This window comes from Flammeovirgaceae bacterium (assembly GCA_015180985.1).
Lineage (GTDB): Bacteria > Bacteroidota > Bacteroidia > Cytophagales > Cyclobacteriaceae > UBA2336.
The window spans coordinates 173,468-188,713 of sequence record CP054185.1; the positions used below are offsets into that span (position 1 = coordinate 173,468).

14 protein-coding genes are annotated in these 15,246 nt (G+C 45.9%); 13 read left to right on the forward strand and 1 reads right to left on the reverse strand.

Annotated elements, in window-relative coordinates; genetic code table 11:
* Positions 1-85: 85 nt before the first annotated feature.
* The 6 genes from asnB to HRU69_00805 all read left to right on the forward strand — a co-directional run bounded on the left by asnB (position 86) and on the right by HRU69_00805 (position 7,262).
* Complete coding sequence (gene asnB, locus HRU69_00780) at positions 86-1,996, forward strand: asparagine synthase (glutamine-hydrolyzing) (protein ID QOI96095.1); 1,911 nt, start codon at positions 86-88, stop codon at positions 1,994-1,996.
* On the forward strand, positions 1,975-2,403 hold the full coding sequence (locus tag HRU69_00785; GenBank protein QOI96096.1) for an STAS/SEC14 domain-containing protein: 429 nt from the start codon (positions 1,975-1,977) through the stop codon (positions 2,401-2,403). Before asnB ends, HRU69_00785 begins: the two co-directional genes overlap by 22 nt.
* 83 nt (positions 2,404-2,486) lie before the next feature.
* Positions 2,487-2,858 carry a thioredoxin gene (trxA, locus tag HRU69_00790; protein QOI96097.1) on the forward strand — a complete coding sequence of 124 codons (372 nt, stop codon included), beginning with the start codon at positions 2,487-2,489 and terminating at the stop codon, positions 2,856-2,858.
* A 99-nt stretch (positions 2,859-2,957) separates the two neighbouring features.
* A complete protein-coding gene (locus HRU69_00795; protein ID QOI96098.1) occupies positions 2,958-5,168 on the forward strand; it encodes a copper-translocating P-type ATPase in 2,211 nt (736 codons plus the stop codon).
* A 277-nt stretch (positions 5,169-5,445) separates the two neighbouring features.
* Entirely contained in the window at positions 5,446-6,927 is a 1,482-nt protein-coding gene (locus HRU69_00800; protein ID QOI96099.1) for a hypothetical protein, read from the forward strand.
* Between the two features lie 119 nt (positions 6,928-7,046).
* The gene (locus tag HRU69_00805; GenBank protein ID QOI96100.1) at positions 7,047-7,262 is read left to right on the forward strand and encodes a heavy-metal-associated domain-containing protein; all 216 of its coding nucleotides are present in this window, start codon (positions 7,047-7,049) and stop codon (positions 7,260-7,262) included.
* Here the strand turns inward: HRU69_00805 and HRU69_00810 are convergent.
* Complete coding sequence (locus HRU69_00810; GenBank protein ID QOI96101.1) at positions 7,259-8,578, reverse strand: hypothetical protein; 1,320 nt, start codon at positions 8,576-8,578, stop codon at positions 7,259-7,261. The two genes, HRU69_00805 and HRU69_00810, sit on opposite strands and share 4 nt — an antisense overlap.
* Positions 8,579-8,680: 102 nt before the next feature.
* On the opposite strand from HRU69_00810, the gene HRU69_00815 reads away from it, so the two are divergent.
* Genes HRU69_00815 through HRU69_00845 form a run of 7 tightly spaced genes read left to right on the forward strand, consistent with a single transcriptional unit; the run spans position 8,681 to position 15,174 of the window.
* Positions 8,681-8,908, forward strand: a complete 228-nt coding sequence (locus tag HRU69_00815; protein QOI96102.1) for a hypothetical protein — start codon at positions 8,681-8,683, stop codon at positions 8,906-8,908.
* A 3-nt stretch (positions 8,909-8,911) separates the two neighbouring features.
* Positions 8,912-11,245 carry a molybdopterin-dependent oxidoreductase gene (locus HRU69_00820; protein ID QOI96103.1) on the forward strand — a complete coding sequence of 778 codons (2,334 nt, stop codon included), beginning with the start codon at positions 8,912-8,914 and terminating at the stop codon, positions 11,243-11,245.
* 3 nt (positions 11,246-11,248) lie between these two features.
* Complete coding sequence (locus tag HRU69_00825; GenBank protein ID QOI96104.1) at positions 11,249-11,932, forward strand: cytochrome C; 684 nt, start codon at positions 11,249-11,251, stop codon at positions 11,930-11,932.
* Complete coding sequence (locus HRU69_00830; protein ID QOI96105.1) at positions 11,929-12,579, forward strand: cytochrome C; 651 nt, start codon at positions 11,929-11,931, stop codon at positions 12,577-12,579. The genes HRU69_00825 and HRU69_00830 overlap by 4 nt, the downstream gene beginning before the upstream one ends.
* A 7-nt stretch (positions 12,580-12,586) precedes the next feature.
* The gene (locus tag HRU69_00835) at positions 12,587-13,603 is read left to right on the forward strand and encodes a 4Fe-4S dicluster domain-containing protein (GenBank protein QOI96106.1); all 1,017 of its coding nucleotides are present in this window, start codon (positions 12,587-12,589) and stop codon (positions 13,601-13,603) included.
* Between the two features lie 9 nt (positions 13,604-13,612).
* Positions 13,613-14,842: a polysulfide reductase NrfD gene (gene nrfD, locus HRU69_00840; GenBank protein ID QOI96107.1), complete on the forward strand. Its 1,230-nt coding sequence runs from the start codon at positions 13,613-13,615 to the stop codon at positions 14,840-14,842.
* Positions 14,839-15,174, forward strand: coding sequence for a carboxymuconolactone decarboxylase family protein (locus HRU69_00845; GenBank protein ID QOI96108.1), 336 nt, complete (start codon positions 14,839-14,841; stop codon positions 15,172-15,174). The genes nrfD and HRU69_00845 overlap by 4 nt, the downstream gene beginning before the upstream one ends.
* Positions 15,175-15,246 lie beyond the last annotated feature (72 nt).

Genomic DNA, 15,246 nt, shown 5'->3' on the forward strand with positions numbered 1-15,246 from the left:
GGTTCAACGTTCAGTATTCAATATTAACCCAATACAAGGAACGTTGAACCTTTGAACCAAGAACCTTGAACTTTAAAATCACAGTATGTGCGGCATAACCGGAATTTTTGCCTTTAACCTGGTAGGCAAGATGAACATGATTCACCTGGCTAATGCCACACGTGCTCTTGAAAAGCGGGGGCCCGATTTTCAGGATATGTACCACGACCAGTTTGTCGGACTGGGGCACCGAAGGCTTTCTATCATCGATACCAGTGCTGCAGCTAATCAGCCCATGTGGGACGAAACCAACCGGTATGCCATTGTTTATAACGGTGAAATTTTCAATTACCGCGAACTGCGTAAAGAACTTCAAAATCGAGGTGTTAATTTTTTCTCGCAATCGGATACCGAAGTTTTGCTTAAACTATACATTCACCATCAGGAAAATTTTCTTAACAAACTCAATGGCTTTTTTGCTTTCTGCATTTACGACATAAAAGAGCAAACTTTTTTTCTTGCCCGCGATCGGTACGGTGTAAAGCCGCTGCTGTACCTGTACGATGAAGATAAATTTCTGTTTGCCTCTGAAATGAAATCGATACTTGAGTACGGTATTGAAAAGAAATTAGACTTCACCGCACTGTACACCTACCTGCAACTAAACTATATTCCTGCGCCCGACACAATTTTTCAGCAGGTAAAGAAATTAAGTCCGGGAAACTACCTGAAAATTGAAAAGGGTAAGTTTCTAATCAAAAACTACTACACCATTCCTTACAACCAGAAAGAGGCAGGTCAGAACCCCATTACGTATGATGAAGCCAAAAATGCCTTCAAAAATTTAATTGAAGCCTCGGTTCAGCGCAGGCTCGTGGCCGATGTTCCGTTGGGCGCATTTCTAAGCGGTGGCATTGACTCATCGGTAGTTACCGGACTTGCCGCCAGACATAAACCCGATCTGCATACGTTTTCCATTGGCTTTAAAGACGAAAAGTTTTTTGATGAAACAAACTATGCCAACCTTGTTTCAAAGCACTTCAATACCAAACACACAGTATTCTCGCTAACCAATGCCGATTTATACGAACACGTTTACAACATTCTGAATTACATTGATGAACCTTTTGCCGATTCATCGGCTATTAATGTATATATACTGAGTAAGGAAACACGAAATCATGCCACGGTGGCGCTTTCAGGCGATGGAGCGGACGAACTGCTGGGCGGATACAATAAGCACGCAGCCTTTTTGCAAAGTCTCCAGCCCGGATGGAAGGAAAAACTCATATCGAAATTCGACTGGCTGTGGCAACGCCTGCCCCAGTCAAGAAATAACGCACTCACCAATTTATTCCGGCAACTGGCACGATATAGTTACGGGTTAAAACATTCCATGGAAGTTCGGTATTGGCTATGGGCTTCGCTTGCTTCAGACAATGAAGCGTTGGCATTACTACATCCCGATCAACGGCATCATACCTTTTACAACGAAAATTACTTTACAACCATCAAGAGTACCTGGCTCAAACACCTGCACAGTCAATCTGACATGAACGATATTTTACTAACCGATATGGAGCTTGTACTGCCTAACGACATGCTCACCAAGGTTGACCTGATGAGCATGGCCAACAGCCTGGAGGTGCGCACTCCGTTTTTGGATTACGAACTGGTTAATTTTGTTTTCAGCCTGCCGGCCGAATTCAAAATCAATTCCTCCATCCGGAAACGAATTCTGCAGGATGCCTTTAAAGATTTTCTTCCTGAAAAACTTTACAACCGCCCAAAGAAGGGTTTTGAGGTACCCTTGCTGAAATGGCTCCGAAAGGAAATGAAATCGCTGATTACCGATAACCTGCTCGAAAAGCGTTTTATTGAAGAGCAGGGCATCTTTAACATTGTTGAGGTTGAGAAACTAAAAAAACAACTGTTTTCCTCAAATCCGGGAGATGTACACGCCCGCATCTGGGGGCTGGTGGTGTTTCAATGGTGGTGGAAAAAGTACATGAACTGATGGGCCATGTAAAGAAAATAGAATTTGACAACAGAATTATTCTTGAGATAGATTATTCTGGTTGTAATGAGTCGGGTATGATTAATTTATTACATCAGGCGGCAATCATTGGCATCACTGATAACCGCCCTTATCTCGTGCTTTCAGTGTTAAATAAAAAAAACTTCCTTACACCTGCATTTATGAAGGAAGTAAAGGAAGTAGTGAAACAAAACCTGCACCTTATCGAGAAACAGGCCATTGTAGGCTTAACCCAAACGCAAAGAATTATTGTAATGGGCCTGAATATTTTTGTCCAGCGCAACTTCAAGGTATTCGATACAAAAGAAGAAGCCGTTCGCTTTCTGCTCGATAAAGATTCAACCGATACGGACCTACCCGAGTATTTCAGAAAAAAGGGGCGCTAAAGGGCACTCACTTAAAACGGTAACGTAATTAAAGTCACACACCAGGATTGGACGAAAGGTTACCTTTGCAGTAAAAAATCATCATGACCGTTAAACTCACAACCGCAGACTTCAAAAACAAGGTTTTTAACTACGAAACCGATAAAGAATGGAACTATAAAGGCACCCTGCCCGCCATTATTGACTTTTATGCCGACTGGTGCGGGCCCTGTAAAATGGTATCCCCTATTCTGGAAGAGCTCAGCAAAGAGTATGATGGAAAGATCGTGATTTACAAAGTAGATACCGAGGCCGAACAGGAATTATCCGCAGTGTTCGGCATTCGCAGCATTCCCACTTTCTTGTTTATACCCCTTAACGGCCAGCCCGCTATGCAGCCCGGTGCCTTGCCAAAACACGTATTTAAGCAGGTAATTGATGAGCACCTGGTGGGAGAAAAGCAATTTGCCGAATAGGCCGGTTAAGTAACGAATCTGTAGTTGCCGGTTAAGCCTTTTTGGTAAACTAAAAATACGCTTTTCCTGTATTATTGTTGTACAAAAGGAATTGACCGGATGTCAACCGTAAAACAAGCTTTTCCCGTACTGGAAATGACCTGCGCGGCTTGTGCAGCAAGCGTGGAGTCGATTCTGAAAAATGCTCCCGGAGTAAAGAATGCCTCGGTTAACTATGCTAACCAATCTGCCCTGGTGGAGTTTGATCCCCAAACGGCATCACCCCAAGCCCTGCAGGAGGCTGTGCGTTCTATCGGCTACGACCTGGTAGTGGATATAGAAGACCCGCAAGCGGTAAAAGAAGAAGCCCAACGCAAACATTATCAGGAAATCAAAAGCCGAACAATCTGGTCGGCCGTGTTTTCTGTTCCGGTGGTGATCATCGGGATGTTTTATATGGCTTGGAAACCGGGTGCATATATTTCTATGACCTTGTCTGCACCCGTGGTTTTTTATTTTGGCCGGTCTTTCTTTGTGCATGCCATTAAACAAGCCCGCTTCGGCAAAGCCAACATGGATACCCTGGTGGCACTCTCCACCGGCATTGCATTTTTGTTCAGTTTATTCAACACGTTTTTTCCTGAATTCTGGCTCAGCCGTGGTATTCATGCACACGTGTACTATGAAGCCGCAGCAGTAATCATCACCTTTATCTCGTTGGGCAAGTTGCTGGAAGAACGGGCGAAGTCGAACACCTCATCGGCTATTAAAAAACTCATGGGGCTTCAGCCCAAAACCGTGCGCGCCAGGATTGATGGCGTGGAAATGGAATTGCCAATTGCTTCGGTAAAACCAGGCTACACCATACTTGTTCGGCCGGGTGAACGAATTCCCGTGGATGGTGTGGTAACATCAGGCTCTTCCTTTGTTGATGAAAGTATGATTAGTGGTGAACCTGTGCCTGTCGAAAAAATTGCAGGCGAAAAGGTGTTTGCCGGAACAATCAATCAAAAAGGCAATGTTGAATTTGAGGCACAGAAAGTAGGTGCCGATACGGTGCTCGCACACATCATCAAAATGGTGCAGGAAGCACAAGGCAGCAAAGCACCCATACAAAAACTGGTTGATAAAGTTGCCGGAATTTTTGTGCCCGTAGTTATCGGTATTTCAATGCTCACGTTTATTACCTGGATGGTGATTGGTGGCGAAAATGCCTTTACCCACGCATTGCTCACCTCAATAACTGTTTTGGTCATTGCCTGTCCGTGCGCGCTGGGATTAGCCACCCCTACCGCCATCATGGTTGGTGTGGGCAAAGGTGCGGAAAACAATATTCTTATTAAAGATGCCGAGAGCCTCGAACTGGCTCATCAGGTTAATGCCGTTATACTGGATAAAACCGGAACGATAACCGAGGGCAAACCACAGGTAGTTGAATTCAAGTGGCTGCAAGGACTTGAAAACACTGATCAGCTTCGTAGGATTCTGTTTTCACTCGAAAAAAAATCCGAGCACCCGTTGGCTGAGGCAGTAACTTCTTATCTGAAAGGAACAACCGAAACCCCGGTGGAGTCTTTTGAAAGCATTACGGGAAAAGGTGTAAAAGGCATTGTTGATGGAGCAACGTATTACGTAGGCAGCGAAAAGCTGCTGGACGAATCCAACTGCATGGGCTGTGCTGATTTAGACGTACAAGCCGAACAATGGAAGGCAGACGCCAAAACAGTTGTATGGTTTGCCGATTCGCGAAAAGTGCTGGCGGCTATCGCCATTGCCGATAAAATAAAAGATTCATCCAAAGCGGCCATCGAAGCCCTGCAAGAGAAGAGCATTGAGGTTTACATGCTCACTGGCGACAACGAACAAACCGCACACGCAGTTGCGAAACAGGTTGGTTTAAAACACTACAAAGCCGAAGTGCTTCCTTCCGGCAAAGCTGATTTCATCAAACAACTTCAGGCAAAAGGTAAAATCGTAGCCATGGTGGGCGATGGCATCAACGATGCGCACGCACTGGCCCAGGCCGATGTGAGTATCGCCATGGGCAAAGGCACCGACATTGCCATGGACGTAGCGAAGATGACCTTGATTACTTCGGATCTTCAATCAATACCGAAGGCCTTGAACTTATCTACAAAAACTGTAAAGGGCATTCGCCAGAATTTGTTCTGGGCATTCATTTACAACATAATCGGCATTCCCATTGCGGCCGGTGTGCTATACCCAATTAACGGTTTTTTGTTGGATCCGATGATTGCCGGTGCGGCCATGGCGTTGAGCTCGGTGAGTGTGGTGAGTAATAGTTTACGGTTACAGTTTGCGAAGATATAATCCACTACCCTTTGTTAAACATTTCTCGGTGTTATTGGTGGTAAAAATGAATTACAAAGGATACTTTTTGATGCGCTGCGGGTAATGGCAAAGTATACTCCGTTCGGCTTAAGCAAGCTGAAAGAACTTGAAAATTTAAACTAAAGCATAACCATCAAACCCCGCTTTGCTGCCACTCATAAGAAACTATTGCAATTTCTTTAGATCAAAAAACCTGTACATTGGATAGTACGTAAAGCAGAAAATAAATTATTCAAATCGATACACTATCTCAATCATGAAAACAATCCATCGTCTCCACTATTTTTTGCTTGTACTTTTTTCGGGAATTACTTTGCAGTCCTGTGAAGAAGCCGATACAGTATTATCAAATCCTGTATCTACACCGGCAACAGTTCAATTTGTAAGTACCAACATTGGCCTGAGTGAACTGGCCACGGCAACGGAGGTTACGCTTCAGCTTTCACACCCGGCTCCTGCAGCTGGTACCATTACAATCAACATCAACTTGGAAAATGAGAATGATTTTACCAGTCAGCCGGCTGTTGAAGATGGTAGAATTATTTTACCGGTGGCAGTAGGCCAGTTGCAGGTAAAATTTATTCTTACACCAACTGATAACAATTTATACACCGGCAACCGCAATCTTCTCTTCACGATTGGATCAGTGACAACTGGATTACTTATCGGAACGGAAAAATCATTGCACGTCACCATCTTCGAAAATGAGCAACCCAACCTGGTAAATTTCGAGGCAACGGAGGGTTCCCTGCAGGAACAATTTACTGAGGGCATGATTGTGACGCTTGGTCTTTCACTTCAGGCGGTAGATGCAGGAGAGGTCGAGCTCGAACTCGTGAATGCCACTGGCCTTTATGGAACATATTTCACTACCGAACCGGAAGCCATCAATGGAAAAATTACAATGCCTGTGGCAGCCGGCACATCCTCTCTTCCTATAAAATTCATTCCGGTTAATAACCTGACGCTGAACGGACACAGGGAATTTGTAGTAAGAATTATTGACGCTTCCGGATCAGTGATGAAAGGAGATATGCTGGAACTGAACATTACCCTTATAGATGATGAACTGGCCGGAAAACCAAAGAGCTATGAAACCGGTGCCGGAGAGTGGAAAACGAAGCGTGTTTATGAATACAATGAATCAGGTCAAATCGCCAGGATTCACGTTGAACAGAATTCACTTAGCTGGACGGAGACATATCACTATGACGAAAACAACCTGCTGAAGAAGATTACCAAGTGGACTACCGATGAAACTATTTTTAAACGTGACAACCAAAACAGGATTACCCGTTCGGAAGAGTCGAGAGAAGGAGTCATGAAAAAATACAGCATCTATTCGTATGATCAGGCGGGCAATATTGGTGAAGTAGCTGTATTTCATCGCCAACCTACCGGTGAGTTTGTAATGTCGAACCTGTTTGTATACCTCTACTACAGCAACAGCAACACGGTATTCAAAAAGTTAATTTACTATCCCCTTCCAGGTGATGAATACGCCCTGATTCAGGAAGAGACTTTTGAGTACTTAGCGTCAAACTACACGCAAAACCCATTTCCGATGGTTGACATCTTACCAGGCGTAAATTCACAACCGCTCTATCCTTCCAAGTATACATTATCGCGGGATGGAAAAGTTTACACCTATTATTTGAGCTACGAATTCAACCCGGTGGGTTATCCGGTAAGCAGAACAATTGGCTCGAGAGAAGCTACACGGTACCAGTATTACTGAGAAATTCAATTGATTAAAACAAAGCCACAATACCGTGGCTTTGTTATTTTTGTACCACGCTGGGAAAAGTGATTAAAAGGAAACAATGTGTTTCTTTGGATAAGGCTGAAGAAAATAGCATGAGCACCTTGAAATTCAAAACCAACATTAAATGCTCCTCCTGTGTGGCTACTGTAAAGCCTGTTCTTAATACACTTGCCGGTGAAGGGAAATGGCATGTTGACCTCGCTGCCCCCGAGCGCACTCTCACAGTAGAAACTGAAGCTACCGACAACCAAATCAGTGAAGCCCTGTTAAAGGTTGGCTATAAAGCCGAAGTTATAACCAATTGCTAAAACTTGAGTCCGGTTCGCGGCCACTCTACACCGGGCCGGAGGATAAGCATAACATACGCCCAGTTGTTGGTTTGTTTGTGGCCATCGGCCACATCTTTAAGAAACGCCATGGATTGTGTAGCAAACATTTGGGAATACCCTCCCTGAAAACTGATGCCCGGTCGTAGTTGCAGGACAATGGTTACATCCAGTTCCGTACCTAGTTTTGAATCGCTTACCGTTCCGGGTGTATCATTATTTTCAACGTTGGCATTAGCATAAAAGAAATGCATAGCCGCTCCAATCAATGTTTTGGTGCCCTTCAGTAATCCCTTAACGTAATAATCGTTCAACCCCACCGAGTTGATGTGATTTCCCACATAGAAGTAGTCCATATACCCGTTAAAGCGGTGGTTCGTACCATAATACGGTGTAAATGATCGGCTCTTTCCGGCTGGCGCGTTAACCTGATCTGTACCCGAAAGCATTTCCAACCCTGCGGTTAATGAAAAGCTTCTGTTCACATCATACGCCAGCTCGGCCATTAAATCATAACCTGATAAGGACTGATTCAGATTGTTGGTACCCGTCTGATAATAGAAAGCCACATTACCGGATAACTTGCTGTCACCTTCCTTGTACACCAACCGCGGGCCAAAGGTTTGTGTAAATACGGTGGTGTATTCTGCCGGTATACTATTTGGCTTTTGTATCTGAACACCGTTGTTCAAAAACAGAAACGAGGATTTTATTTTACCAAAAGGCTTGCTAACGTACAGGTATTGAAAGGTTTTATAGTTGTTGGGCACCGTATAAATAGTTCCAACCAATTGTTCCTTGTCCTGATTGAAGGCAAAGCCGGCATGCACCTGCGTATTGCTGGCCGAATCATAGTACTTCAGAATGGCCACATCGTGCCTGCGGGCCTGCATCAGCCAGTCGAGGCTTCCAAAAATGCGGTCTTCATCGTATGCTATTTCCTGCCTGCCCATTTTCAACGCTAACTTTTTACTGATCGGAAGGGCCACCCATGCCTCATGTACCGAAAGCAAGCCTGCATTATCAATAGCCGCATTGGCTGTACTGCCCCAGGTGCGGATGTCCTGAATACTTACATAGATCTCAGCACCCTGAAATTTCAGACTGGTTATGATCCGTGCCCGCTGACTGATGAAAAATGCCGCATCCTGATCCGGAGCCGCAAGCGTAGAAAATCCATGCCGGTACTCGGCCCGGTTCATGTACTGCCCGTTGATGGAAAAATTGACTTGTGCACGAAGCGAACCGGACATACCAATCAATACAAAAAGAACAATTCTAAATAGCAGGGTTTTCATGGTTCTGATTATTGCCAGGTCTAAAGGAAATCCTTAACTTAATTCAGGGTAATGACTTTGGTCATAAATTTCTTATTCATTGCTTATTTTATTTGAAACCATATGCCCGTAAAAAGTTACCTGGTATTTCCCATTGCCGGAACAGTGGCCCAGGTGATTGAAAAGCTTCAATCTTTCAATCACTGTAAAGTATTGCCTGCAGACAACCGGGAAGTAATTGTGCTGGTAACTGATTCGGATTCAGAAAAAGAAGACGAACAGTTTTTGGAGGCCCTGAAAGCCGATACTACCATTCAACACATCAGTTTAATCTCTGGTTTTAGCACCTGAACAATGGAAAGGAAAGCCTATACCGTTAACGATCAATCGCGCAGAAACTTTCTCAAGCAACTGGCGGCCACATCGGCCATCAGCGCGGCAACGGCCATGCTGCCTGAAGTTACATTTGGAGGAGTTGAGAAGTTTTCAGGAAACGATAAACTCACCTGGAAAAAATCGCCCTGCCGTTTTTGCGGAGTAGGCTGCGGTTTGCTCATTGGCTTGCAAAACGGTAAGGCCGTAGCGGTTAAAGGCGATCCCGACAGCACGGTAAACAAAGGGCTGTGCTGTGTGAAGGGCTACCACTCAGTAATGGCATTATACGGGAAAGACAGGCTCAGAAAACCTCTAGTAAAGCGCAACGGCAAATGGGTAGAAGTAACCATGACCGAAGCCCTGGATTTGGTGGCCAGCAAAATGAAGGAAACTATCGACAAGCATGGCAAGGATGCAGTGGCCATGTATGGCTCGGGGCAGTGGACCATCCCCGATGGCTACGTGGCCAGCAAATTCATGAAAGGTGGCATTGGTACAAATAACCTTGAAGCCAATGCACGCCTGTGTATGGCCAGCGCAGTAACCGGCTTTATGACTTCCTTCGGACTGGATGAACCCATGGGTTGTTATGAGGACATTGACCATGCCGATGTATTTGTATTGTGGGGCAACAACATGGCCGAAATGCACCCTGTGCTTTTCTCACGTTTGTTAGACCAACGATTAAAACGAAAAAGCATCATCATCGATTTAGGCACTCGCACCACACGTACCAGTCTGGCAGCCGATAAATCCATACTCTTCCAACCTCAGGGCGACCTGGCCTTAGCCAACGCCATCTGCTACGAAATCATTACCAATGGATGGATAAACCGTGGTTTTGTAGAAAAACATTGTGTATTCAAAAAAGGGAAAACCAATATCGGGTACGGGCTTGAAGATAACTTTCAGTTTACCGATGAGCCCGGTGATATCAGTTTCAATGATTTCAAAAATTTCCTGAACGATTATGCCCCTGTAAAAGCATCGGCATTGTGTGGCGTATCGGTTAAAGACATCAAGTATCTCGCACAATTTTATGGCGACCCGAACAAAAAAGTGATGTCGCTATGGTGCATGGGCCCCAATCAACATACGCGGGGGACCTGGATTAATAATCAGATATACAACATCCACCTGCTCACCGGAAAAATTTCCACTCCGGGCAACTCGCCATTTTCGCTTACCGGCCAGCCGAGCGCCTGCGGTACCGTACGCGAAGTAGGAACACTCACGCATCTGCTCCCGCACGGAACAGTAACCAACGAAAAAGATCGCAAACTTGCCGCAGAAATCTGGAAGGTGCCTGTAGAAAAAATTCCGGCTAAGCCCACCTTCCATACTGTTGAAATGTTTCGTGCATTAGACCGTGGCGAAATCAAATTCATGTGGATACAGGTAACCAACCCGATGGTTTCCATGCCTAACCTGAAACGCTATCGGAACGGTGCATTGAAAGAAGACCGGTTTATCGTGGTGTCGGATGTGTACCCCACACCCACTACCGATGTAGCCGATGTGATTCTGCCCTCAGCCATGTGGATTGAGCGCGAAGGCATGTTCGGCAACTCCGAAAGACGTACGCAGCATTTTGAAAAAATGATTGAACCCCAGGGTGAGTGCATGAGCGACACCTGGCAGATTATTGAAGTAGCCAAACGCATGGGTTATGGAAATCTTTTTCCCTGGACAAAAGAAAGCCACATCGAAGAAATCTGGAAAGAATATACCCGGTTCCATCACGGACCGGAACATGCCATGGCCAGTTACGAAGAACTGAAAGCAAGGCCGGGCATTCAGTGGCCTTATGTTAATGGAAAAGAAACCAAGTGGCGCTACCACGCCAAGTACGATCCCGCAGCAAAAGGCGATTCATTTGACTTTTATGGCAAGCCCAATGGCAAAGCCTGGATATGGGCAAGGCCTTTTGAACCGGCACCGGAAGTTCCTGATAAGGAATATCCATATTGGCTCTGCACCGGCCGGGTGGTTGAGCATTGGCATACCGGCTCCATGACAAGGCGGATTCCTGTGTTACATCAGGCGGTACCACATGCCTATGTGGAGCTGAATGTGCAGGATGCAACAAGTATGAACATCCGCACAGGCGATAAAGTGAAACTGGTTTCGCGCAGGGGTGAACTTGTATTACCCGCCTCTGTAAATGAACGGGGCCAGCCTCCGCGCGGCCAGGTATTTGTTCCCTTTTTTGATGAGGCCCTGTTGATTAATGAACTTACCATTGATGCATTCTGTCCGATTTCGCGCGAGCCCGAATATAAAAAGTGTGCGGTAAAAGTGATGAAAGCCTGAGCCATGACCATCAAGCCGAAACAACATATACTCATTTTCTATATAGTTGTGCTGATGGCTTCAGCGATAGTTGTGCTCAACTTCAGCATGCTGGTGGAGCAGGAGGAAGCGCACGTAGAGGAAGAGTTGTTTCCGTATGTTGAGCCCCTTCCTTTCGAGTCGGGGGTGTTTGAACGTGCCGAGTTTGCATTGGCCTATCGGAACATGCCTGATGATGAAAATCATAATCGCTCATTGGAAGGATATTATAAGCGAAGGGCTTTCTCAGGCGCACCGCCCGTCATTCCGCATGCCATTCTGAATGAAAGTGCCTTTGGCGGAAAGGCTTGTTTGCAATGCCATCAGAATGGTGGATATGTAGAACAGTTTAAAGCCTTTGCACCGGTAACACCCCACCCTGAACTGATTAACTGCAGGCAATGCCATGTGCCGGTCAACACCAATGCACTGTTTAAAGCAACTGCGTTTGAAGGACTGAAAGCACCTGCTATCGGCAACCGTGCGATGGAAGGCAGTCCACCGGTTATACCACATACCTTACAACTCAGGGAAAATTGCCTGGCCTGTCATGCCGGTCCGGCCGCTCCAAAAACCATTCGCGTTACGCACCCCGAGCGGGTAAATTGCCGGTCGTGTCACGCCCTGAAACCTTTAACACCCATTGAATGGGAGAGACCGGCCAAATGATTAAGCACAAGACCATAGTACTTTTTGTCTGTGCAGCACTTGTAATGATTTTGTATTACAGTTGCTCTTCATCCCATCCGCATGATGAACAGCATGACAAAGTTCACGGCCCATTAGCCAACCGCTTGCGCGCCTACACCGACAGTATTGAATACGAAAAATCATCGCTTGATGCCATGCAGCAGGTAAGGCTGGTGCTGGCACAGGTTCACGATACAGTTTCTGTGCTTCTTCCAGAACGCACTTCCATGATTCGTTCCTATCCCTGCAGTAATTGTCATACACAGCCTTTGGCGAAATTAAGTGCCGGCAGAAAAGCCGATGAGAAAAAATCGCACTGGGATATAGCCATCATCCACGGAAGTGCAGAAGTAATGAACTGCCAAACCTGTCATGATGAGAAAAACATGAACGAACTGGTTTCACTGACCGGCAATGCTATTTTATTTGATGAGAGCTTTAAGCAATGCCGGCAATGCCACTCTACGCAATATGCCGATTGGGTAGGTGGCAGTCATGGCAAGCGCCTGGGCGGCTGGCTTCCTCCACGCATCATGAATACTTGTGTAAATTGTCATAATCCGCACAAGCCTGCATTTGCAAGCCGGTGGCCTTCGCGTTTAAATACATCTTCACTAACTGAATGATTTAGGTATGGAACCTGTACAATTACCAGAAAACAAACGCACCGGGTGCCAATCAGGCAATTGTTCTTGCGGAAAAAAGAAAGAGGATGGCTTTGAACAGGTGATGAAAAAACCCTCCGACAGAAGAGAGGCACTGAGAAACCTTACATTAGGCCTGCTTACCGGTATAGGCTTCGCATCAACATCGTGCAGCGTTACGGCCGGTGACGCAAAAAAAGAAAAAGCACAACTCAATTGGGAAGAGTTTTTTAAAGGCAACTACCAGTTAATGACGGATGAAGAAAAAGAATCGACCGTGAAACGCCTTGAACGATTATACGAACTCAACAACGGAAGAAAAATAAATGTATCAGCGCAAGGCCCGATGAAGGATGTGCTTTATGGCTATGCCTTCAATATCTCAAAATGCCAGGGGTACATGGACTGTATTAATGCGTGTGTGCAGGAAAATAACCAGGACCGCAATTCGCAGATGCAGTACATCCGCATACACGAACACAAAAATGGTTCGATGGATTTTGAATTGGCAGATGATAATTTCTATCATGAAGTTCCGGCTGCCGGTCATTTTTATATTGGAACACAATGCTTTCATTGTGAAAACCCACCTTGCGTGGAAGTATGCCCCGTAAAAGCCACCTGGAAAGAGAAAGACGGTATCGTGGTGGTTGATTACGACTGGTGCATCGGTTGCCGGTATTGCATGGCGGCCTGCCCGTATGACGGGCGCAGGTTTAACTGGGCTACTCCCGAAGTTCCGGCCGAAGAAGTAAACCACAACCAGCACTACCTGGGCAACCGGCTTAGAAAGAAAGGTGTGATGGAGAAGTGTACCTTCTGCATCCAACGTTCGCGCAACGGCAAAAATCCGGCTTGTGTAGAGGCCTGCCCCACGGGCGCGCGCATCTTTGGTAACCTGCTCGACCCGAACAGCGAAATCCGGCGGGTGCTGGCTAACAAAAAAGTTTTTAGGCTTAAAGAAGATTTAGGCACAGAGCCGAAGTTCTGGTATTTCATGGATTAACAGAAGCGCATGAAACAGCTGCAAATCTTCAGATCACTGGTAACTAACGGAATAAAAACCGCGCTTCACGGTAATTCATTATACCATGTATGGATGGGTTTTCTTACCTTTTTCATGTTGCTGGGTGCATTTTGCTTTTACATTCAGTTGCGTGATGGACTAATTGTAACAGGCATGCACAACCACGTAAGCTGGGGTTTGTACATCTCCAACTTTACTTTCCTGGTTGGTGTTGCGGCTGCAGCAGTGATGTTGGTGTTACCTACCTACGTATTGAAGGAAATGGACTTTTCAAAAGCGGTACTGATTGGCGAAGGCATGGCCGTAGCCGCGCTCATTATGTGCCTGGCTTTTGTTACCGTTGATTTAGGCGGGCCCATCCGCGCCTGGCATCTGATACCCGGCATAGGCGTATTCAACTGGCCCAACTCTATGCTGGCTTGGGATGTGATTGTGTTGAATGGTTATCTCTTCATTAACATTACCGTGCCCCTGTACATTTTAATGTGCCGGTACCAGGGCAAAGAACCCAATAAAAATTTTTACCTGCCCGGTGTTTTGATTTCTGTTTTCTGGGCCGTAGGCATTCACCTGGTTACAGCCTTTCTGTATGCAGGCTTACCGGCACGGCCGCATTGGAACAACGCACTGTTAGGTCCGCGCTTTCTGGCATCAGCTTTTGCGGCAGGACCGGCACTTATCGTCATTGCGCTTGCCGTAATCGACCGCTTTACAAACTACAAGATTGATGACAACACCTTCCGGAAACTTGCCCTGGTCATCACCGTGGCTGCTCAAATAAACATCATTATGCTGGGCTCTGAGATATTCAAGGAGTTTTACTGGCCCACGCACCACGGAAGCAGCGCCATGTATTTGTTTTTTGGATTACACGGAAAAAACGCATTGGTTCCCTACATCTGGACGGCCATTGGCTTAAGCTTTACCGCCACGGCCATTTTAAGTTTGCATAAACTAAGAAACAACAGAGTGTGGTTGTACATAGCGTGTATCATGTTGTTCACCGGTATCTGGATTGAGAAGGGCATGGGGTTGATCATCCCCGGATTTATTCCAGAGGCCTGGGGCAACATTGTTGAGTATGCACCGACATGGATAGAAATCGGGGTAACCGGTGGTATCTGGGCCATGGGGGCGTTTGTTTTTTCGCTGCTTGCCAAAGTGGCCATTGGCATTGAAACCGGAACACTTCGTTACCAGGAAAAAATTTCAGTATGAAAAAATCTGCCAGGAAATTACCCAAGCCGCCTAAGTTCTTTACCAATTTCGAAAAAAAGTATCCCGAGGTAGCCAAAGCCTACAAGCAATTAGGCGATGCTGTGCATGAACAGGGGCCTTTAACGGAACGCGAACGCGCATTGGTGAAACTTGCAGTATCGGGCAGTCATCGCTTAACGAGCGCGCTGAAATCGCATATCCGAAAAGGAATTACAGCCGGTTTGACACGGGAAGAAATGGAGCAGGTTGCCTTGTTGCTTTTACCCACGGTAGGTTTTCCTACCACCATGACCATGTTAGGTGTTATTGAAGAGCAGTTTGTGAAGAAATGATCCATTGGCCCCGCAAAATTCGTTCTTTCAAGAAATGTGATTAGCAATGAAAATTGACAAAAACCAGTCGAT

What these genes read in the sequence shown, in the direction of transcription:
- HRU69_00835 (QOI96106.1), top strand. Translation starts at nt 12,587, where the DNA reads ATGGAACCTGTACAATTACCAGAAAACAAACGCACCGGGTGCCAATCA.
- HRU69_00805 (QOI96100.1), top strand. Translation starts at nt 7,047, where the DNA reads ATGAGCACCTTGAAATTCAAAACCAACATTAAATGCTCCTCCTGTGTG.
- HRU69_00845 (QOI96108.1), top strand. Translation starts at nt 14,839, where the DNA reads ATGAAAAAATCTGCCAGGAAATTACCCAAGCCGCCTAAGTTCTTTACC.
- HRU69_00795 (QOI96098.1), top strand. Translation starts at nt 2,958, where the DNA reads ATGTCAACCGTAAAACAAGCTTTTCCCGTACTGGAAATGACCTGCGCG.
- HRU69_00820 (QOI96103.1), top strand. Translation starts at nt 8,912, where the DNA reads ATGGAAAGGAAAGCCTATACCGTTAACGATCAATCGCGCAGAAACTTT.
- trxA (QOI96097.1), top strand. Translation starts at nt 2,487, where the DNA reads ATGACCGTTAAACTCACAACCGCAGACTTCAAAAACAAGGTTTTTAAC.
- HRU69_00825 (QOI96104.1), top strand. Translation starts at nt 11,249, where the DNA reads ATGACCATCAAGCCGAAACAACATATACTCATTTTCTATATAGTTGTG.
- HRU69_00810 (QOI96101.1), bottom strand. Translation starts at nt 8,578, where the DNA reads ATGAAAACCCTGCTATTTAGAATTGTTCTTTTTGTATTGATTGGTATG.
- HRU69_00830 (QOI96105.1), top strand. Translation starts at nt 11,929, where the DNA reads ATGATTAAGCACAAGACCATAGTACTTTTTGTCTGTGCAGCACTTGTA.
- HRU69_00800 (QOI96099.1), top strand. Translation starts at nt 5,446, where the DNA reads ATGAAAACAATCCATCGTCTCCACTATTTTTTGCTTGTACTTTTTTCG.
- nrfD (QOI96107.1), top strand. Translation starts at nt 13,613, where the DNA reads ATGAAACAGCTGCAAATCTTCAGATCACTGGTAACTAACGGAATAAAA.
- HRU69_00815 (QOI96102.1), top strand. Translation starts at nt 8,681, where the DNA reads ATGCCCGTAAAAAGTTACCTGGTATTTCCCATTGCCGGAACAGTGGCC.
- asnB (QOI96095.1), top strand. Translation starts at nt 86, where the DNA reads ATGTGCGGCATAACCGGAATTTTTGCCTTTAACCTGGTAGGCAAGATG.